The sequence below is a fragment of the Rhizobium sp. R634 genome, from assembly GCF_002211305.1.
Classification (GTDB): Bacteria; Pseudomonadota; Alphaproteobacteria; order Rhizobiales; family Rhizobiaceae; genus Rhizobium.
Genome location: NZ_LOKW01000012.1, coordinates 419,489 through 437,406 on the forward strand (window position 1 = coordinate 419,489; position 17,918 = coordinate 437,406).

Consider the following 17,918-nt stretch of genomic DNA (forward strand, 5'->3'; position numbering starts at 1 on the left):
ATCGGTACAGAGATTGGCAAGGCGCCTTTGGACTGGATTTCAGACGGGCCCCGAGCTCCATCGCAGCGGCAGAGCGTCCGGGCGAAATACGATGTGTTTGGGCGTGAAGCGCCACAGCCGTTCCGCCCGCTGGAAGGTTGCGATATCAGGCGAAGAGAGCAGCACCTCTGCCCTTCCCGTCATCTGCAGCAGGTCACCGGTTTCGAAATCGACGAAGACCAGCCCGGCCTTCGGGTTGACCAGGAAATTGCCGAGCGTGTTGAAGAACCGATTGCCGGGAAAATCGGGAACGGTCAGCGCCCCGTCGGCGCCGACACGCACGAAGCCGGCATAACCGCCGCGATGGGACACATCCACCTCCCGTTCGCCGTTCTCGCGATCGACATAGGAGGCGACAAAAAACGTGTCGGCCTGCTCGACGAGCCGCCGCGCCCGATCATCGAGCTGAACGGAGTGAAGCGGCGGCACTGTTGTCGGCACATCGGGATCGCGGATATAGGCAGAAGAGCGAAGCTGGATATATTGCGGACAGTTGCCGAAGCTCTGGCCGACGCCCACGCTGAAAGCCTCGGAATCCATCCTGCGGATCACGCCGTTCAGCCGATTGCGCCGCCGCGTTTCCAGCTGAATTCCGAGCATCGCGATCGCGTCGCCATCCTCCATGCCAAAGTTGGCAGGATCGGCCGGGTCACGCGGCAAGCGGACATCAAGAGCCTCCGGGTCAGGCGAAGACATGAAACCCGGCCGTCCGGCCCGCACCGTCGCCCAGACGTCACCCTTCGCATCGACAGCGCCGAGCACGACGAAGGGCAGCATCGGAAAGAAGGCGCGGTGCTGTTCCGGCATGGCCCGGCGGACGAAATTCCGTCCGGGCCCGTCCATGCGCTCGACGACGCCGACGCTGCGCTGCATTGCGAGTTCGCCTTCATGCCACGGCGATGGGGCATCCTGTCTCGTCTGGTCCATCACGGTCTCCTCAGGGATTATCGGAAGCTGGAGCGGCAAGCCGCCCCAGCGGTTTTTCAGGCAGCAAGGCCGATCTTCGTCTTGCGGAAGCCGACGAAACCCGGCAGCGCCTCGATGCGCGCCAGCCAATCACGGACGTGGGGGTAGGCCGAAATATCGACATTGCCCTCCGGCGCATTGGCGATGTAGCTGTAGAGTGCGATGTCAGCGATGACAGGATCGCTGCCGAGCAGGAAGCGGCGGCCATCCAACTCTGCCTCGATCAATGAGAGGATGCGATGCGCCCGGGCGATCACCTCCTCGATGCGGAAATCGGCGCCGAAAACGGTGACCAGGCGGGCCGCACATGGCCCATAGGCGATTTCGCCTGCGGCAACCGAAAGCCACTTTTGCACCCGCGCAGCCGCAACCGCTTCTTCCGGCAGCCAGTCGGTGCGGCCATATTTGCGCGCGAGATAGACGAGGATGGCAGAGGAATCGGCAATCACCGTGCCGTCGTCGTCGAGCACTGGCACCTGGCCGAAGGAATTGAGCTTCAGAAATTCCGGCGCCTTATGAGCGCCCGCCGCCAAATTGACTTCGATCAGCTCATAGGGCACGCCAAGCAGCGATAGAAACAGGTGAACCCGGTGCGCGTGGCCGGAGAGCGGGTGATAATAAAGCTTCATGACGGGGTCCTCTTGAAGGCAAGCTTACGCGTTCGACGATGGTCGGTTGCGCCATCTGCACGCAAATCTATTGCCTTCCATCCAGCGCCACTAGAATGCTAATCTGGAAGCCGTTCTATCATTTTATGGAAGGCTGAAATGGACCGCCTCGACGCCATGACCGTGCTTCTCGCCGTCGTCGAACAGGGCAGCCTGTCGGCCGCTTCACGGCATCTGCGCTTGCCGCTTGCCACCGTCAGCCGCAAGGTTTCGGATCTTGAAGCACATCTCAACGCCCGGCTCCTGCAAAGGACGAACCGGAAGGTCGCACTGACCGAAGCCGGCCGCTCCTATGTGGAGGCGGCGCGTGAGATTCTCGGTCGGGTGGAGGAGGCGGAACGGGCGGCCGCCGGCGAATACAGCGCGCCGAAGGGCGAACTGACGATGACGGCGCCGATCGTCTTCGGGCGGCTGCATGTCCTGCCGGTCGTGGTGGATTTTCTGAAGGCCTACCCCGAGATCAATCTGCGGCTGATGCTCGGCGACCGGGTGTCCAATCTCGTCGAGGATCATATCGATCTGGCGCTCAGGATCGGCAACCTGCCGGACAGCAATCTGATCGCCACAAGGCTCGGTGCGATCCGCCGCGCTGTCTATGCCAGTCCGGATTACCTCGAGCGGCATATAATACCCAAACATCCGCGCGATCTTTCGAACCACGACTGCATCACCTTCGAGGGCATGGCCTCGACCCGAAACTGGACATTCGTCGACGGGAAGCACGATGTGCTCGTGCCGATTCGCTCTCGGCTTGCCGTCAACACGGCCGAAGCCGCGGTCGATGCCGCCGTCGCCGGTCTCGGGATCACCCGCGTTCTCTCCTATCAGGCGGCGCGCGCCGAGAAGATTGGCCTGCTGGTGCCGCTCCTTGCCGATTTCGAGCCACCGCCGGCGCCGGTGCATCTCGTCTACCCCTCACAGGGTCTGGTGCCGTTGAAACTGCGCGCGCTGATGGATTTCGCGACGCCGCGCCTGCGCGCGACGCTGAAATAGGCTCAGGCGATCCTGCCCTCCTCCGCCTTGTAGAAATATTGGCTGGCGACCAGCCAACCCTTGAGCGGCCGGAGCGGCGGAATGCAGGTGGCGAGCATGAACGGGCCGGTGAACAGGAACTGCGCCCAGATCGGTGCCGAAAAGGCCACCTCCAGCCAGACGCCGAGCAGCACGCTCGGGATGCAGGCAAAGCAGATGACGAAGAAGGCCGGACCGTCGGCCGGATCGGCGAACGAATAATCGAGGCCGCAGACCTCGCATTCCGGCCGCAATGTCAGGAAGCCTTTGAACATATGGCCCTGGCCGCAGCGCGGGCAACGCCCTCTGATGCCGGTCTGCATCGGAGGAAGTGGAGGATATTCGGTGTCCATGACGTCTCGCTTTCGATCCGCAAGGCATTGATGCAATCAATACCGTTAAATGTATGCATTCAATATAATTACATTAAAGGGTTTTCACCAATCAATTTGTCAGAATGACGCAGATCCGTGATGGCTAAGGCAGCTGGTTGCTGCGCTCAGGCACAACATGGAAACCGCTTGCGTGGCGGTGGGAAAGCTCTGGCGATTGGTGATTTCAGCGCTCGCTCGTCAGAAGAACGACGCGGCCATCTCCGGCGGGCCTTCGAGGGCATGAGCCATGAATTCCAGTGCGCCCTGCAGTTTCTCCCGCGTGATCGGACCGCCGAGGCAGACCCGCACAGCCTCCGGGGCGGCGCCCTCGACGGTGAAGGCATCGCTTGCCACCACACCGATGCCGGAGGCGCGCATGTGGCTGCCGAATGTGGAGCGGGTCCAGCCGTTTACCAAGGGCAGCCAGATGTTGAAACTCAGCGGATCGGCGCGATAGCTGCCGGCAGGCAGGACTTCAGCGACCATCTGCTGGCGCGCGGCAGCCTCTGCGCGGATGAACCGCAGGATCGCATCGGCCGTGCCATCCTCGATCCAGCGAGTGACGAGCGCCACGTTCAGCGGCGAGGCCATTACATTATTGGCGCGCATGGCGCTGACGAAAGGCCAGATGGCCTTGGTGTCCGGCGCGACGACATAGGCAAGACGCAGGCCCGCGCCGATGCATTTCGCCAGCCCGCCGATATGCCAGGTCAGATCAGGCGCTATTGCCGCAAGCGGCGACGGCCCCTCCAAGGGAATGAAGCCATAGGCATCGTCCTCGACGATCGGCACCTGATATTTGCGGGCAACGGCTGCGATCTTCTCGCGGCGCCCGGCGGGGATCGTCAGCGTCATCGGGTTCTGCAGCGTCGGATTGAGATAGAGCGCTTTCGGCTTCAGGCTCTCACAGGCCTTGGCAAAGGCGTCCGGCAGGATACCGTCCTCATCCATCGGCAGGCCGGCGAGATTGAGCCGCAGCTGGGCGGCGATCGAGCGCATGCCGGGGTAGGTGATGATTTCCGAAAGCACGGCCTCGCCGGGTTTTGCGAGCAGGCCGAAGATCGCAAGCAGCGCCGGATGGGCGCCTGGCGTAACGAAGACCCGCTCCTGCGATGGCTTCAGTCCGCGGCGGCCAAGCCAGGCGGCGGCTGCTTCCTTGTCCATGCCGGAGCCGCCGAAACCCTGGTAGCGCAGCAGCGGAACGAGATTTGCCGCCACCGCAGACATGCCTTCACGCATGCACGCGAGCAGTTCCGGATCATCCGGTTCCGGCGGCATGTTCATCGAAAAATCGACGACGGATGCCCGACGCGGATCGGACGCGGCGTCCAGCGCGAAACCACGGCGCTCCCTATCGCCACTGCCGGTCACGAAGGTTCCCCGGCCAACATGGGAATCGACAAGGCCGCGCTTTTGCGCCTCGACATAGCCTCTTGCCACGGTGGTGAAGTCGACATTCAGCCGTTTGGCGAGTTCGCGTTGCGGCGGCAGCCGGTCGCCTGCCGCCAGATGCCCGCTGCGCAGATCCATTTCGATCAGATCGGCAATCGCCATGTAGCGGGGGCTGCTGCTGCGGCTGAGGTCGGGATGCCAATCCTTCATTTCGGATCCATGCCAGGCTGATTGCTGATAGGATTGACTGTATATTGTTGCATAAAGTTCCTGTCATCAAAAATATGACGCGTCACGCGGCATTGAAAATCCGTTCGCCAAGCCTTGCCTCCGCCCGTCCATCTTCTTACCTATTCAAGCGGGATGCGCGGCTTCCAGCTTCCGCGCCGGCGCTCCATTGGGATGAAAGTATGAACATCGATCCGATCCTGCGGTCTGTCGTGGCCGTGCGCTCCTCAATTCCGGAAGATGCCTTCACCGCCGAGACGCTGGGCACCGTTCGGGAAGGCAGCGGTGTGGTCATCAGGGACAACGGACTGGTGCTGACGATCGGTTATCTCATCACCGAGGCCGACGAGGTATGGCTGACGACCCGCGACGGGCGCGTGGTTCCCGCTCATCCCCTTGCCTATGATCAGGAAAGCGGCTTCGGCCTGGTGCAGGCGCTCGGCACGCTCGGCGCTCCGGCAGTGCCCTTCGGCGATGCACCGGGAGCCAAGCCGGGCGATCCCGTCGTGCTTGTCGACGGCATGGGCGAATTCGTCGAGGCGAATATCGTCGCCAGGCAGGAATTCGCCGGTTACTGGGAATATCTGCTCGATGAGGCGATTTTCACGGCACCGGCCCATCCGGCATGGGGCGGTGCGGCGCTGATCGACTCGGACGGCAAGCTCCTCGGCATCGGTTCGCTTCGTCTTCAGATGAGCCAGGGCAGCGAGACCGCCGATATCAACATGGCCGTGCCGATCGACCTGCTGCTGCCGATCCTCGACGACCTCTTGAATCGCGGCCAGGTCAACAAGCCGCCGCGCCCCTGGCTCGGCGCATTCTCCGCCGAGAGCAATGGCGGCGTGGTGGTCATGAGTGTCGCCGAAGGCAGTCCCGCCGCGCAGGCAGGCTTGCGCCAGGGCGACATCATCTCCGAAATCCGGGATGAAGAGGTCGATGGCTTGGCCGATTTTTATCGCAAGGTATGGAGCAGCGGCCCCGCCGGCGCCGAAATTCCCATGCGGATCCTGCGCAACGGCCGGGAAGCATGGCTGCGCATCAAGTCCGCCGATCGCAACAGCTTTCTCAGAAAACCGCAGTTGCAGTAGGGCATTGCCTTACTCCGCCTCAACGATTTTCAGGTGTTCTCGTTGCCGACTGGTCCGGACCGCTCGGTCTCGGATTGAGGAGCGGCAATGTCGGTGCGCCCGATTTCTTCTTCAGGGTGATTGACAGTATCGCCGGCCTGGAACGCCAATTTCCCGATCCTCTGATGGGCGTGCATCTTCGTTGACCTGAGACAGCGGTTGAAAGAGGATATGGTCGCGCCATCTCCCTGGGGTATCCGTTCCAGGCATGAAGCGGCGAAGAGGAGTTCGCAGTCCATGTTCGATCATGTCTCCATCGGTGTGAAAGACCTCGAAAGAGCCCGCCGCTTCTACGATGCGGCGCTGGCACCGCTCGGATATGAGCGCTTGTCCAACTCCGACGGCATGATCGGTTATGGCCCGGAAAGCGTCGGGTTGTGGGTGATGCAGGTCGCGCATCCCATTGTCGCAGACATGCGCTCAGGGCTGCATTTCTGCTTCGTCGCCCCGAACGAAGCCGCCGTCGACGCCTTTCATGCCGCGGCCGTCGCATCCGGCGGCACGGATAATGGCGAACCGGGCATCCGGCCGGATTACGGACGGTTCTACTACGCTGCCTTCGTCATCGATCCCGATGGCTACCGTCTCGAAGCCTATTTCCACAAAGGCGAGTTGTAACGGACCTTCAGGCCGCAGCTCTCGATATCGAGACGCGGCAGCCGGAGGCTTCGAGCGCCTCGCCGGCGACGTCGATGAACAGACGGCGGAACCAGCGCGCCCGGCCGTCCGCCTGGTCGACCCGGCGGTAGAGCATGGTGACGGGATCGGCCGGCAGCGAAAGCGGCGGCGCGCAAATGGTCAGCCCATGCAATTGCGCCATGCAGCGGCCAATCGATTCCGGCACGGTGGCGATGGCCGGCATCGCCCTCAGCGCCGTCGGCAGGGCCGAAAAGCGCGGCACGGTCGCTACTACCCGGCGGCTGCGGCCGGTGCGGGAGAGCGCGATATCGATGCCGGTCGAAGCATTGCCTTCGAACGAGACGGTGACATGCGCAGCTTCGGCAAAATCCTGCAGGCTCAACGGCGCCTTCAGCCGCAGCTGGGCGTCGTCGTAAATGCAGATCGAGGCCTGGTTGAACAGCGGCGCGCGGATATGCCAGGAGGCCGGCTCGTCGTGCACGGAGACGCTGAAGTCGAAAACGCCCTCGTCCAGCCGGCGCGCGGCATCGCGCTTTTCCGAGGCAATGCCGATCAGCCGGGCGCCCGGCGAAAGCTGGAGCAACCGTGCGGCAAGCGGGCCGAAGAAGGCCGATTCGAGATTGTCGCACATGCCGATGCGGAACTCGCCCTGCCAGCTCGCCGGATCGAATTCGGCCTGCGGGCGAATGGCGCGCTCGATGCCCGACAGGGCATCCTCGATCGCCGGAGCGATGGAAAGGGCGCGCGGCGTCGGCTGCAGGCCGCGGCCGACACGCACGAACAATTCGTCATCCAGCGCCTCGCGCAGGCGCCGCAAAGCCGCCGACAGACCCGGCTGCCCCAGCAGCAGGCGCTCGGCGGCGCGGCTGACATTGCGCTCCTGCATCAGCACGGAAAAGGCCAGCAGGAGGTTCAGATCGATTTTGCGGAGCGTGGCGTCATTCATCATTATGAGTAATACCTGACATGGCTACTATCAATTTGCAATAGGATCGGAAGCTGTACATTTTCTCGTTCCCTGCCGCTGCGGCACCCTCCCCCGATGAGGCGGCAGCCAACAAGGAACGATTTCGATGACTCTTTCCAAATCGCAAAATGGCGCATGGCTGGCATTGCTGCTGCTCTGCACCGCCAATTTCCTCGACGCCATGGACGTCTCCACCATTGGTGTCGCGCTCCCCGCCATCCAGGCCGAACTCGGCATGGAGGCGACATCGCTGCAATGGGCCGTCAGCGCCTATATGCTCGGTTATGGCGGCTTCCTGCTGCTCGGCGGCCGGGTCGCCGATGTCTTCGGCCACCGCCGCGTCTTCCTCTGGTCGCTGGCAATCTTTGCCGCCGCCAGCATCGCCGGCGGCTTCGTCGACAGTGGGCCGACGCTGATCGCAGCCCGCCTGATCAAGGGCATTGCCGCCGCCTTCACGGCGCCGGCAGCACTCGCCCTGCTGCTCTCCGTGTTCGGCGAAAGGGCCGCGCGGGCGAAAGCGCTCGGCGTCTTCGCCTCCACCGGCGCCACCGGCTTCGTGCTCGGCATGGTGATCGGCGGTGCGGCGACGGTGTTCAGCTGGCGGGCAACGCTTGTCATGGGCGCGCCCGTCGCCATCCTGACGCTCGTTCTTGCGCCGCTGGCGCTGCCGGCCGATCCGAAACGGACGGGACCGCGGCCCGCCTTCGATTGGGCCGGCGCCCTGACGATCACGCCAGGGCTGCTGCTCTTCGTCTTCGGCATCACCAATGCCGCAGCCGCCGGCTGGCAGGCTTTCCCGACCTGGGCTTCGCTGCTGGCGTCGCTGGTGCTGATGCTGCTGTTCCTCGCAGTCGAAGCGCGCCATGCCGATCCGATGGTGCCGCTCGGCATGTTCCGCAGGGCCAAGCTCCGGCATGCCAATGCGATTGCCGCCCTGTTCCAGGGCGCTTATGTCGGCTTCCAGTTCCTGGCGACGCTCTATTATCAGAACGTCCTCGGGTGGTCGGCCTTCACGACCGGTTTCTGCTTCGCGCTTGGCGGCGTCTTCGTGATGTTCCTGGCGCCACGCTTTGCGAGCGTCGCGCAGAACCGCGGCGCCACCGGACTGATGGCGGCAGGTGTCGGCCTGCAAGCGTTCAGTTACATCTTCTGGGTCGCCGCGCTCGGACATGTGGATCCGATCCTGCTCGTCATCTTCTCGCAGATCCCGCTCGGCCTCGGCTACGCCATGACCTACCCTTCGGTGCAGGTCGCTGCCCTTTCCGACGTGGAGGATGACAAGTCGGGACTCGCCTCCGGGCTGCTCTTCGCGTCCTTCCAGATCGGCGGCGGCATCGTGCTTGCGGCCGCCTCCGCCGTCTTCGGCGCATCGCCGCATTTCGGCTGGGATCCCTACTTCGCCGGCATCGCCTTCGTAGGCTTGCTTGCGCTTGCGATCACCCTGCTCGCGGCTGCCGGTCCCCGCAAATCGACCGCCAGACCCGCAGCCTACCAGCCGGCGGAATGACGGCAATCGGCCCGCATCCGATAGGTGCGGGCCTCCATGATGGCGCGGGTGATCGGCGGCAAGAATCCCGTTGTGTTGCCGGGACGAAAGGCGCATGATCCCGCCTTCGGCAGCTATACCACGGGCGCTGCCGATGAGGGTTTGATGCCCTAGCCCCGACGAAAGGAGGACCGATGTCTTCCACCTCCGAAAAGCCATATCTTACGTCATCCGATCTCGACATGCTCCAGTCCGTGCTCGATGACGCCGGTTACCAAGCCAAGATCGTGATCGACGACGGAGCGAGCTTCAATGTGGCAGCGACGCTGCTGATCAAGCTCTTCCAGGAGGGTGTAACGTCTCCAGAGATGCTTTCGCTTGCACTCGAACACCACTTCGGCAAGCTGAAGAAGCCGCCGAAGCCGACAACGCCCGTTTACGACCGATATGCGATACAGGGATTGCCACGCGAAAGGCGCGCCGCCAGCTAAAGCATGTCGCGCAAAAGTGTGCAGCGGTTTTCCCGGGCAAAGCGAAGCGCTTTTGCCGCAACGACATGCGTTAAAACAAAGAGCCGGCGCGCTGTTCGGCGGCAAGAATTGCGCTGCGGACCAATGAGCGAACACGGCGCAGACCGCAGCTCATAATTTCGTCTGAACAGAGGAGATCGATCCATGGCCAAAGGACAGCTGAGAAGCAATCGCGAGGTTCGGAAACCGAAGAAAGACAAGCTGGCGCCGAAGACGGCAGGAACATTCGCAAGCCAGATGAAGACGGCGGCCGAAACCGCTCCGCACGGAAGCAGTGCGCCGAAGAAATAGCGGGATTCCGAACCTGATCATCGAAGCAGTTTAAGCCTCGGTCTTGCATGTCGCCCCAAAATCGCCTTTGGGGCGACACGCGCAAGCGGCTGTGTCATCGATAACCCGTCACATCGGCCGGCTTGCCCGCCTCCTGGACCTCGGTCAGGTAGCGCCAGCAATCCGGCCGCGAACCGTCGACGTCGTCGAAGCCATAGGCCTTGGCCATTGCGCCGCTCGACAGCGACTGACCGTTCCAGCGGGCGCGATCGGGATCAGCGGCGATCGCCGCGACGGCGCGGCCGACGAAGCGCGGCGTTTCGGAAATGGCGAAGTGCGGCTGTGCCTTGGTCGCGTCGCGCCAGTTGTCCTCGCGTACACCATAAGCTTCCAGCATCATTTCCGAGCGCAGCCAGCCGGGCGTGATCGAAACGGCGGTGGCGCCGTGTTTCGCCAAATCCTGCGCATGCGCCCAGGCCATGCGGGTGACGCTCGTCTTGACGAGATCATAGAAAGGCGAAAGCCGGTAATGGGTGGCGTTGTATTCGGCAGTGCCGTCTGTCACCTCCACCAGCAGGCCGCCCGGCCGTTCGATCATCAGCGGCAGGGCATAGTGGGCGGTGATCAGATGCGTTTCGATGCCGAGCTGCAGCATGCGCAGGCCCTTGTCCAGCGAATGCTCCCAGACGGGCTTGTCCCATTCGAACAGTTTCTCGCAGCCCCAGATGTCGTTGACGAGGATATCGAGCCGGCCGGCCTCGCGGCGAATGCGAGCCACCAGCGCTTCGACCTCCTGCTTGACAAGGTGATCCACGCGCACCGCAATGCCCCTGCCGCCCGCCGATGTGACCAGTTCGGCGGTCTCCTCGATCGTCTCCGGTCGCTGATATTCGGATTGACGGGCGCGTGTCGTGCGCCCCGTGACGTAAACGGTCGCGCCGGCCGCGCCGAGCTCCACCGCAATGCCGCGGCCCGCGCCGCGCGTCGCGCCTGCGACCAACGCCACTTTATCCCGCAAGTCTGCTGTCACTTCTTTATCCTCCACGCTAGAACGGCTGGAAGGGCCAGGATGACTGACGCCCTATTGAATATAAACGAACGTTCGTTCATATTCATCACGAATGCAAGAGGAATTTCATGCCGCGCCGCCGCACGCTTTCCGATGAGCAGCTTCTCGCCATGGTGCTGGCGCTGATACACGCCGAGGGGCCGGATGCGGCGACCTTTGCGGCGGTGGCGAAAGCCAGCGGCCTTTCCGGCTCGACGCTGGTGCAGCGGTTTTCGACGAAGGCAGCGATGCTGCGCGCGGCATTGCTCCATGCCTGGGACAGGCTGGACGCGGAAACGGCACGGCTTGCCGAGGCCGTTCCGAAGACCCCGGAGGGCGCCATCGCGCTGCTCGTCGGCCTGTCGCAGGATTACGGCGACAATGCCGCCGCCTATGGCGAGGGACTGCTGGTGCTTCGCGAGGATTTTCGCGATCCGGTGCTGCGTGCGCGGGGTGCGGCCTGGGGATTGGCTCTGACGGCGGCGATTGCGCGCTGTTTCGGATCGGCGAAGGCGCCGGAGACCATCGCCCGGCTGATGCTGTCGCAGTGGCAGGGCTCTCTCACCTGGTGGGGTTTCGGCTCGGAAGGACCAGTGGACGCCTATGTGGAGACGGAGCTGCGGCGCTTCCTCGCCGCGGTGAAACCCTGAACTGCCGTGCTACGCCTAATAGGCCGTGACGATCATGGCCTGGATAAAATAAAGCAGAGCGGCGGTCACGCCGATCGTCACCGTTGTCAGCAGCAGTCCAATCAGGGTGACGAGCCCGTCACGCTCCATCAAGGCGACGGCCAGGACCACCAGCGAGAATACAGGCAGGATATTGCCGAAGGGGATCGGCAGCGCGATCACCACGGCGAGCAGGAAGACAGGAATGCCGAGAAGCACCTGCACCGTCGGGCCTGTGAGCGCTTTCAGCCGGCCGGCGCGGACCACCTTCTCCACCCGGGCAATGACGGGAACCGCGTGACGCACGACAAGATCGAGCGCTGTCAGGGAGACCTGGCGATTCCTGATGACGGCGGGCAGCCACACCTTCCGGCCGCCCGCAACGATCTGGAGGGAGACCAGCGCAAGCGCGGTGCCGAACACCATTCCGAACGGACCGGGAATCGGCGTCAGCGCCGGGATTGCCAGGAAGAGAATGGTGAAGGCGATGCTGGTCCTGCCCATCGTTTCCAGCGCCTCGCCGATGGAGAGGCCGCCTTTCTCCCGGGCGAGCTCCAGCATCTCCCGGAGCCGCGCGGTGGCCATCCCTTGGGATGGCCGTGCACTTCCGTTTCGATCAGACATTAAAAGCCCATTCCAGCTGGTATCCTTCACGCATCTCCAGCGGCCCCCTTCAAGACGCCGATCAGGGTTGCACAGTGCGGATCGCTGGCATCGAGAAGCTCGGCCGGCGAGGTGTGGCCGATCGCCATGCTGACGACGGTGGCTGTCGCCCAGCCATAATCGTCAGCTGCGCGCTTGATGAGCTGCGGCCCCTGAGATGTCAGGCAGGCCTGGGACTGGCTGACGATCTCGGTGGGAAGCCGGGCACGCTCAACCTGTTCCTGTATCTGGGCGTGCAAGGGATCGACGACGAAGAGGGCAAAAATCCAGCCGATGAAATCCGAAATCATATCTGTTTCCTTCCTTCGCTAACGTTTCTCTACAGCGTCTGCTCAGACGGCTGCTGCGGATCCCTCGTCTTGATGAGACTCCAGACCACGCCCGAGGCAATGATCGCGAAGGTGATCCCAAGCGAGAGAGCAGCCGGGAATTTTTCCAGGCCCAGCAGATCGGCGAGGAAGATCTTCGAGCCGATGAACACCAGCACGATGGCAAGTGCGGGCTTCAGGTAGCGGAAGCGATGGATCATCGCCGCGAGCGCGAAATAGAGAGCGCGAAGACCGAGGATCGCGAAGATGTTCGAAGTGTAGACGATGAACGGATCGGTGGTGATCGCGAAGATCGCGGGGACCGAATCCACGGCAAAGATGACATCGGCCACTTCGACCATCACCAGCGCCATGAAGAGCGGCGTGATGAACCAGGTCGTCTTGCCCGTCGCCGGATGCGCCTTTTTGACGAAAAACCGCTCGCCGTGATGCTCCTCGGTGACGTTGAAGCGGTTGCGCATGAAGCGAACGAGCACGTTCTTCGAGACATCGGGCTCAGCTTCCTTGACGACAAGCATCTTGATACCGGTCGCGATCAGGAAGGCGGCGAAGATATAAAGAACCCAGGCGAATTCGGCGACCAGCGTCGCGCCGACGCCGATCATGATGGCGCGCAGCACGATGACGCCGAGAATGCCCCAGAAGAGCACGCGGTGCTGATAGATGCGCGGCACGGCAAAGAAGGAGAAGATCAGGGCGATGACGAAGACGTTGTCGAGGGCGAGCGTCTTTTCGACGACAAAGCCCGTCAGATAGGCAAGGCCGGGCTCCGAGCCGAGATACCACCACACCCAGCCGCCGAAGGCGAGGCCGAGCGTGATATAGAGAGCGGAAAGCTTGACGCTTTCCCGGACGCCGATTTCCTTGTTCTGCTTATGAAGAATACCAAGGTCGAACGACAGGATGGCAATGACGAGGGCGAAAAAGCTCGACCACATCCAGAGCGGCGTTCCCAGCCACTCGACGAACAAAAAAGAGAAATCCAAAGATGGTCCCCTATCGGCACGGGTTGTCGGAAAAAGGTCCGACATCGCAAGAGTGCCGAAGCTCTCGCCAGAGGGGCCCGGACCAGCGGGTCGCACCCCAGATGGGATCTCGCTTTTTAGGTTTCAAGCAGCGGCCGACACCAATTTTGCATGTGGCGGGACTTTGAGTGTCGCCAGCCCGAACGCCTCGCTCCCCCGTGGGAAAGCCGGCTTGCGACGCATGCAGACCGTCGCCCTATCGGTCTTGGGGATCGTCCTTATCCTCGCCAACGGTCAGCGGCCAGTCGACGACGTAGTCCTCGAGATCGTCGATATCGATCTCATTTTCGTTGATCGTGCGGCCCCGCGCGGAAATACCGGCGGCATGGACGGTTTCGGGATCGCCGGAAACCAGGGGATGCCACCAATAGAGATCGCGCCCCTCGTTGACCAGCCGGTAGCCGCATGTGGGCGGTAGCCAGGCGATATCAGGCACGTTCTCTTTCGTCAGCTGCACACAGTCGGGCACGAAATCCCAGCGGTTCCGATAGCTGGAGCAACGACAGCTTTCGCCGTCGAGCAGCTTGCAGCTGACCGAGGTGAAATAGATATCGCCGCTATCCCATTCCTCGATCTTGTTGAGGCAACAGAGGCCGCAGCCGTCACAGAGGCTTTCCCACTCGGCGGCGGTCATTTCGGCAAGAGTCTTGCTCTTCCAGAAGGGTAGATCGTCCATCGTTCGTTTCTTGCAACAGCCGCCCGCAAATTCACGTGACCGTCGACGTATCTCTCTTGTTATCGACTGAGAAATCAATCAATTCTTCAGCATACTCCTGGTATCGGAGATACCGGAGAGCTTTTCGGCCCCATGCGGGCCTCGCGCTTTCGTCACCTTCCGGCCGCCGGAACGACCGATGCGCGATCAGGCGGGAATACAAGACGTGCAGGATCCGGACAAGCCAGAAAACGGGCCAGGAAAAGAGACAGGGGACGCGCCAGGCAAGCGGCCGGCGAAGAGACGTCACATCCTTCTGCGCATTGATTCTTGGATCGATTCGACCGTCTGGAACGCCGGCTTCCGCGCCGCTGAGATCTGGGAAGACACCACCATCTTCTTCCGCCGCTTCCGCGTGCGCGGCTGGAAACGCATGGTCTTCGAACTTGCCGGCGAAGGGCTGACGCTCGGCGCGGCCGGTTCCGTGCTGATGCTCGTGCTTGCCCAGCCGGCCTTCGAGGCAACCAAGGAAGACTGGCGCAATCGCGGCGATTTCGCCGTCACTTTCACCGACCGCTATGGCAATGTCATCGGCCATCGCGGCGTCATTCACCAGAATTCCGTGCCGATCGACGAGCTGCCCGATTCCCTGATCAAATCGGTGCTCGCCACGGAAGACCGCCGCTTCTTCGAGCACTTCGGCATCGATTTCATCGGCCTCTTCCGCGCCATGAGCGAGAATGCGCGCGCCGGCGAAGTCGTCCAAGGCGGCTCGACGCTGACCCAGCAGCTCGCCAAGAACCTCTTCCTTTCCAACGAGCGCTCGATCGACCGCAAGGTCACCGAAGCTTTCCTGGCCCTGTGGCTCGAGGCGAACCTTTCGAAGAAGGAAATCCTCTCCACCTATCTCGACCGCGCCTATATGGGCGGCGGCACTTTCGGCGCCGCGGCGGCCGCCCAGTTCTATTTCGGCAAGAACATTGCCGATGTGAACCTTGCCGAATCCGCCATGCTGGCCGGCCTCTTCAAGGCGCCGGCGAAATATGCGCCGCATGTTAACCTGCCGGCCGCACGTGCGCGCGCCAATGAGGTGCTGACCAATCTCGTGCAAAGCGGGCTGATGACCGAAGGCCAGGTGATCGCCGCCAGGCGCAGCCCGGCGACCGTCGTCGACCGCAACGAGATGGAAGCGCCTGATTTCTTTCTCGATTGGGCTTTCGACGAGGTGCAGCGGCTTTCGCCGCGCTTCCACCAGCATTCGCTGATCGTGCGCACGACGATCGATATGGGGATCCAGAAGGCGGCCGAGGATTCGGTCGAGACCTCGCTGCGCGAATATGGCGAGGCCTATCACGCCAAGCAGGGCGCCCTTGTCATGATCGAAAACGGCGGCGCCGTGCGCGCCATGGTCGGCGGGCGGGATTACGGCGAAAGCCAGTTCAACCGCGCCACCAAGGCGCTGCGCCAGCCGGGCTCCTCCTTCAAGGTCTACACCTATGCGGTGGCGATGGAGAGCGGGATGACGCCGCAGACGACGGTCGTCGACGCACCGATCTACTGGGGCAACTGGAGCCCGCACAATTATGCAAACCGCTATGTCGGTCGCATAACGCTCGAGACCGCGATCGCCCAGTCGATCAATACGATCCCGGTGCGGCTCGCCAAGGAGAAGCTCGGCATACAGCCGATCCGGGCGATGGCGAAGAACCTCGGTGTCGAGACGCCGATCCGCGACGACGTCACCATTCCGATCGGCACGTCGGAGGTGACGGTGCTCGACCAGGCGACCGCCTATGCCACCTTCCCGGCCGGTGGCTACCAGTCGCGCCGCCACGGCATTACCCAGATCCTCGACTACGACGGCGACGTGCTCTACGATTTCGACCGCGACGAGCCGGCGGCCAAACGCGTGCTGTCCCAACAGGCAGACGCCTACATGAACCAGATGCTGTCGCGCGTCCCCTATGTCGGCACGGCGCGCAAGGCAGCACTCGACAACGGCATCGTCACGGCAGGCAAGACCGGCACGACCCAGGCCTATCGCGACGCCTGGTTCGTCGGCTTCACCGGCAACTACACCTGCGCCGTCTGGTTCGGCAATGACGACTACACATCGACGAACAACATGACCGGCGGCTCGCTGCCGGCGATGACCTTCAAGCGCGCCATGGACTACGCCCACCAGGGCGTGACGCTGCGCGCCATTCCCGGCATCGAAAACCCCCTGCCCTCGGCAGAGGACGTCGCCAAGACCGCCGCCGCCAAGCCGCAGGACGGATTGCCGCAGCTCATCCGGCCGCGCATGCTCTCGGTTCAATCGACCGGCATCCTCAAGGATCTCGGCGAGAAGCTGAAAGACGCCGCGCCGCTGGCGCCGCAAAAGGTGGCGAGTGCCGAGTAGTTCGGCCGCGATCATGCCGACATCCTGACATCAATAGAGCGCCCGGTCCGGTTTACCGCTGCGAATGCGGTATGAACCGTGGATAGATCGCCTCTCGTGTCACGGCGCGGCATTCCACCCTGCCAGAATCAGTGGTAACCCTTTCATCCAATGTGGTTTCCAGGGTCATGACGTGTTTCGGTTTCCCCTTTTCATCCTGATCACGCTGATCGTCGCCTTCGGCGGCGGCATCATGATCACGCTCTACGCGCTGGATGCGACACAGGGTTTCGGCGCCATCAAGCTCGGCGCCTGGGAAGCCTTTCCGGCATTGCAGACGGTTGACGCCGACCCTTACGCCAAGTCGCACCGGGCGCGCGCCGGCAAGCTGCTCTATGGCAGCGCCGAGGGCCTGACCTTCACGGCGAGCGTCGACGACGAGGGCGCGCGGCTGAATGCCGGCTGCCGCTACCGAATCAGCGGGCAGACGCCGCCCGCCCGCCTCTGGACCCTCTTTACCGCCGACAATGGCGGCAACCCGGCGGCAGTGAAGAACGGGCTTCCCTCGGCGCTGAATTCCTGGACGGTGCTGCGCCAGCCCGACAGCAGCTTTTCGATCGAAATCTCCGCCGTCGCGCAACCGGGCAACTGGCTGGCGCTGCCGCAGGCCGGCACCTTCCGGCTCGTGCTGACGCTGTTCGATACGCCGACGGCCGGCAGTTCCGGGGTGATCGATCTCGCCATGCCGAAGCTCACCAAGACCGGATGCGGCAATGCTTAGAATAATATTCGCCGTTCTCACCGGCCTTTTCGGCGCAGCGCTGCTGCACCTCGTCATCATCCTGTCGCTGCCGCACTTCACCGGCCGGGATGCGGCGACCCGCGTCGCGGCCGAAGGCGACCTCAACAATTTCTACCTGCTGAACGATCAGTATGACGAGGCAGGCCTTGCCAGTGGCGACCCCTTCCTGCGCACCGCCGTCTGCTCCTTCGACGTCGAGGATGCGCCGGTGCACTTTACGGCGAGAGGCAACGTGCCCTTCTGGTCGATCGCGATCTATGACAGCGCCTCCAACGAGGTCTTCAGCATGAACGACCGGACATCGGTCGGCGGCGCGCTCGACGTGCTGGCGGGCGGCCCGATCCAGCTGACGGACCTGCGCAAGAACCTGCCGCAGGAGCTACAGCAGACGATCCTGGTGGAGATGGCGCGACCGGACGGTTATGCCGTGCTGCGCACGCTAGCGCCGCAGGCGAGTTTCGATGAAGCTGCGCGCAACTTCCTGACGGAAGCTGGCTGCGAACAGTTCGCCACGCGCTGAAGTTGAAAGCGCGTTACTTTTTATTGACGCGCGGCGCAGGCGCCGGACGCCGTTTCGGGCTCTCGGCGAGCCGCTCATAGCGGACGCCGGTAAACCAAAGGATCTTGGCTTCGCGGGGTTCCTTATCCAGG

Annotated in this window: 20 protein-coding genes and 1 pseudogene; 10 read left to right on the forward strand and 11 right to left on the reverse strand. The window is 62.9% G+C overall.

Going from position 1 to position 17,918, the window contains the following annotated elements; all coding sequences use genetic code 11:
• Window positions 1–39: 39 nt before the first annotated feature.
• Together ATY77_RS16160 and ATY77_RS16165 are read right to left on the reverse strand one after the other, a co-directional pair.
• Window positions 40–969, reverse strand: coding sequence for a pyridoxamine 5'-phosphate oxidase family protein (locus tag ATY77_RS16160; RefSeq protein WP_088688242.1), 930 nt, complete (start codon window positions 967–969; stop codon window positions 40–42).
• Window positions 970–1,022: 53 nt separating this feature from the next.
• Entirely contained in the window at window positions 1,023–1,634 is a 612-nt protein-coding gene (locus tag ATY77_RS16165; protein ID WP_088688101.1) for a glutathione S-transferase, read from the reverse strand.
• A gap of 138 nt (window positions 1,635–1,772) precedes the next feature.
• Between ATY77_RS16165 and ATY77_RS16170 the strand changes: the two genes are divergently transcribed.
• Window positions 1,773–2,666 (forward strand): LysR family transcriptional regulator, encoded by an 894-nt coding sequence (locus ATY77_RS16170; protein WP_088688102.1) that lies wholly within the window; start codon window positions 1,773–1,775, stop codon window positions 2,664–2,666.
• Window positions 2,667–2,668: 2 nt separating this feature from the next.
• Here ATY77_RS16170 and ATY77_RS16175 read toward each other — a convergent pair whose 3' ends face one another.
• Window positions 2,669–3,037, reverse strand: a complete 369-nt coding sequence (locus ATY77_RS16175; RefSeq protein ID WP_088674491.1) for a DUF983 domain-containing protein — start codon at window positions 3,035–3,037, stop codon at window positions 2,669–2,671.
• A 219-nt stretch (window positions 3,038–3,256) separates the two neighbouring features.
• Entirely contained in the window at window positions 3,257–4,660 is a 1,404-nt protein-coding gene (locus ATY77_RS16180; protein ID WP_088688103.1) for a PLP-dependent aminotransferase family protein, read from the reverse strand.
• A 200-nt stretch (window positions 4,661–4,860) separates the two neighbouring features.
• On the opposite strand from ATY77_RS16180, the gene ATY77_RS16185 reads away from it, so the two are divergent.
• On the forward strand, window positions 4,861–5,766 hold the full coding sequence (locus ATY77_RS16185; protein WP_088674489.1) for a S1C family serine protease: 906 nt from the start codon (window positions 4,861–4,863) through the stop codon (window positions 5,764–5,766).
• Between the two features lie 29 nt (window positions 5,767–5,795).
• Here ATY77_RS16185 and ATY77_RS16190 read toward each other — a convergent pair whose 3' ends face one another.
• Entirely contained in the window at window positions 5,796–6,044 is a 249-nt protein-coding gene (locus ATY77_RS16190; protein ID WP_088688104.1) for a hypothetical protein, read from the reverse strand.
• Between ATY77_RS16190 and ATY77_RS16195 the strand changes: the two genes are divergently transcribed.
• Complete coding sequence (locus ATY77_RS16195; protein WP_088688105.1) at window positions 6,043–6,423, forward strand: VOC family protein; 381 nt, start codon at window positions 6,043–6,045, stop codon at window positions 6,421–6,423. The two genes, ATY77_RS16190 and ATY77_RS16195, sit on opposite strands and share 2 nt — an antisense overlap.
• 7 nt (window positions 6,424–6,430) lie before the next feature.
• Here ATY77_RS16195 and ATY77_RS16200 read toward each other — a convergent pair whose 3' ends face one another.
• Window positions 6,431–7,393, reverse strand: a complete 963-nt coding sequence (locus ATY77_RS16200; protein ID WP_088688106.1) for a LysR family transcriptional regulator — start codon at window positions 7,391–7,393, stop codon at window positions 6,431–6,433.
• Between the two features lie 124 nt (window positions 7,394–7,517).
• Between ATY77_RS16200 and ATY77_RS16205 the strand changes: the two genes are divergently transcribed.
• From ATY77_RS16205 to ATY77_RS32890, 3 genes and pseudogenes are all read left to right on the forward strand, one after another.
• The gene (locus tag ATY77_RS16205; protein WP_088688107.1) at window positions 7,518–8,918 is read left to right on the forward strand and encodes an MFS transporter; all 1,401 of its coding nucleotides are present in this window, start codon (window positions 7,518–7,520) and stop codon (window positions 8,916–8,918) included.
• Window positions 8,919–9,012: 94 nt separating this feature from the next.
• A pseudogene (locus ATY77_RS16210) lies at window positions 9,013–9,388 on the forward strand (hypothetical protein).
• Between the two features lie 183 nt (window positions 9,389–9,571).
• Window positions 9,572–9,718 carry a hypothetical protein gene (locus tag ATY77_RS32890; RefSeq protein WP_190233623.1) on the forward strand — a complete coding sequence of 49 codons (147 nt, stop codon included), beginning with the start codon at window positions 9,572–9,574 and terminating at the stop codon, window positions 9,716–9,718.
• 94 nt (window positions 9,719–9,812) lie between these two features.
• Here ATY77_RS32890 and ATY77_RS16215 read toward each other — a convergent pair whose 3' ends face one another.
• Complete coding sequence (locus tag ATY77_RS16215) at window positions 9,813–10,727, reverse strand: SDR family oxidoreductase (RefSeq protein ID WP_088688109.1); 915 nt, start codon at window positions 10,725–10,727, stop codon at window positions 9,813–9,815.
• 107 nt (window positions 10,728–10,834) lie between these two features.
• Between ATY77_RS16215 and ATY77_RS16220 the strand changes: the two genes are divergently transcribed.
• Window positions 10,835–11,395, forward strand: a complete 561-nt coding sequence (locus tag ATY77_RS16220; RefSeq protein WP_088688110.1) for a TetR family transcriptional regulator — start codon at window positions 10,835–10,837, stop codon at window positions 11,393–11,395.
• A 15-nt stretch (window positions 11,396–11,410) separates the two neighbouring features.
• Here the strand turns inward: ATY77_RS16220 and ATY77_RS16225 are convergent, their stop codons facing one another.
• The 4 genes from ATY77_RS16225 to ATY77_RS16240 all read right to left on the reverse strand — a co-directional run bounded on the left by ATY77_RS16225 (window position 11,411) and on the right by ATY77_RS16240 (window position 14,106).
• Window positions 11,411–11,998: an exopolysaccharide biosynthesis protein gene (locus ATY77_RS16225; RefSeq protein WP_245314346.1), complete on the reverse strand. Its 588-nt coding sequence runs from the start codon at window positions 11,996–11,998 to the stop codon at window positions 11,411–11,413.
• A 65-nt stretch (window positions 11,999–12,063) separates the two neighbouring features.
• Window positions 12,064–12,366: a hypothetical protein gene (locus ATY77_RS16230; protein ID WP_088688112.1), complete on the reverse strand. Its 303-nt coding sequence runs from the start codon at window positions 12,364–12,366 to the stop codon at window positions 12,064–12,066.
• A gap of 29 nt (window positions 12,367–12,395) precedes the next feature.
• Window positions 12,396–13,391: a TerC family protein gene (locus ATY77_RS16235; RefSeq protein ID WP_088688113.1), complete on the reverse strand. Its 996-nt coding sequence runs from the start codon at window positions 13,389–13,391 to the stop codon at window positions 12,396–12,398.
• A gap of 235 nt (window positions 13,392–13,626) precedes the next feature.
• Window positions 13,627–14,106 (reverse strand): YcgN family cysteine cluster protein, encoded by a 480-nt coding sequence (locus ATY77_RS16240; RefSeq protein ID WP_088688114.1) that lies wholly within the window; start codon window positions 14,104–14,106, stop codon window positions 13,627–13,629.
• A gap of 205 nt (window positions 14,107–14,311) precedes the next feature.
• Between ATY77_RS16240 and ATY77_RS16245 the strand changes: the two genes are divergently transcribed.
• The 3 genes from ATY77_RS16245 (at window position 14,312) to ATY77_RS16255 (ending at window position 17,787) form a co-directional block, all read left to right on the forward strand.
• Window positions 14,312–16,486: a transglycosylase domain-containing protein gene (locus tag ATY77_RS16245; protein ID WP_190237643.1), complete on the forward strand. Its 2,175-nt coding sequence runs from the start codon at window positions 14,312–14,314 to the stop codon at window positions 16,484–16,486.
• 172 nt (window positions 16,487–16,658) lie between these two features.
• The gene (locus ATY77_RS16250) at window positions 16,659–17,246 is read left to right on the forward strand and encodes a DUF1214 domain-containing protein (RefSeq protein WP_088688115.1); all 588 of its coding nucleotides are present in this window, start codon (window positions 16,659–16,661) and stop codon (window positions 17,244–17,246) included.
• On the forward strand, window positions 17,239–17,787 hold the full coding sequence (locus ATY77_RS16255; RefSeq protein WP_088688116.1) for a DUF1254 domain-containing protein: 549 nt from the start codon (window positions 17,239–17,241) through the stop codon (window positions 17,785–17,787). Before ATY77_RS16250 ends, ATY77_RS16255 begins: the two co-directional genes overlap by 8 nt.
• Window positions 17,788–17,918 lie beyond the last annotated feature (131 nt).

What these genes read in the sequence shown, in the direction of transcription:
- ATY77_RS16165 (WP_088688101.1), bottom strand. Translation starts at nt 1,634, where the DNA reads ATGAAGCTTTATTATCACCCGCTCTCCGGCCACGCGCACCGGGTTCAC.
- ATY77_RS16170 (WP_088688102.1), top strand. Translation starts at nt 1,773, where the DNA reads ATGGACCGCCTCGACGCCATGACCGTGCTTCTCGCCGTCGTCGAACAG.
- ATY77_RS16175 (WP_088674491.1), bottom strand. Translation starts at nt 3,037, where the DNA reads ATGGACACCGAATATCCTCCACTTCCTCCGATGCAGACCGGCATCAGA.
- ATY77_RS16180 (WP_088688103.1), bottom strand. Translation starts at nt 4,660, where the DNA reads ATGAAGGATTGGCATCCCGACCTCAGCCGCAGCAGCAGCCCCCGCTAC.
- ATY77_RS16185 (WP_088674489.1), top strand. Translation starts at nt 4,861, where the DNA reads ATGAACATCGATCCGATCCTGCGGTCTGTCGTGGCCGTGCGCTCCTCA.
- ATY77_RS16195 (WP_088688105.1), top strand. Translation starts at nt 6,043, where the DNA reads ATGTTCGATCATGTCTCCATCGGTGTGAAAGACCTCGAAAGAGCCCGC.
- ATY77_RS16190 (WP_088688104.1), bottom strand. Translation starts at nt 6,044, where the DNA reads ATGGACTGCGAACTCCTCTTCGCCGCTTCATGCCTGGAACGGATACCC.
- ATY77_RS16200 (WP_088688106.1), bottom strand. Translation starts at nt 7,393, where the DNA reads ATGATGAATGACGCCACGCTCCGCAAAATCGATCTGAACCTCCTGCTG.
- ATY77_RS16205 (WP_088688107.1), top strand. Translation starts at nt 7,518, where the DNA reads ATGACTCTTTCCAAATCGCAAAATGGCGCATGGCTGGCATTGCTGCTG.
- ATY77_RS32890 (WP_190233623.1), top strand. Translation starts at nt 9,572, where the DNA reads ATGGCCAAAGGACAGCTGAGAAGCAATCGCGAGGTTCGGAAACCGAAG.
- ATY77_RS16220 (WP_088688110.1), top strand. Translation starts at nt 10,835, where the DNA reads ATGCCGCGCCGCCGCACGCTTTCCGATGAGCAGCTTCTCGCCATGGTG.
- ATY77_RS16225 (WP_245314346.1), bottom strand. Translation starts at nt 11,998, where the DNA reads ATGGCCACCGCGCGGCTCCGGGAGATGCTGGAGCTCGCCCGGGAGAAA.
- ATY77_RS16230 (WP_088688112.1), bottom strand. Translation starts at nt 12,366, where the DNA reads ATGATTTCGGATTTCATCGGCTGGATTTTTGCCCTCTTCGTCGTCGAT.
- ATY77_RS16240 (WP_088688114.1), bottom strand. Translation starts at nt 14,106, where the DNA reads ATGGACGATCTACCCTTCTGGAAGAGCAAGACTCTTGCCGAAATGACC.
- ATY77_RS16255 (WP_088688116.1), top strand. Translation starts at nt 17,239, where the DNA reads ATGCTTAGAATAATATTCGCCGTTCTCACCGGCCTTTTCGGCGCAGCG.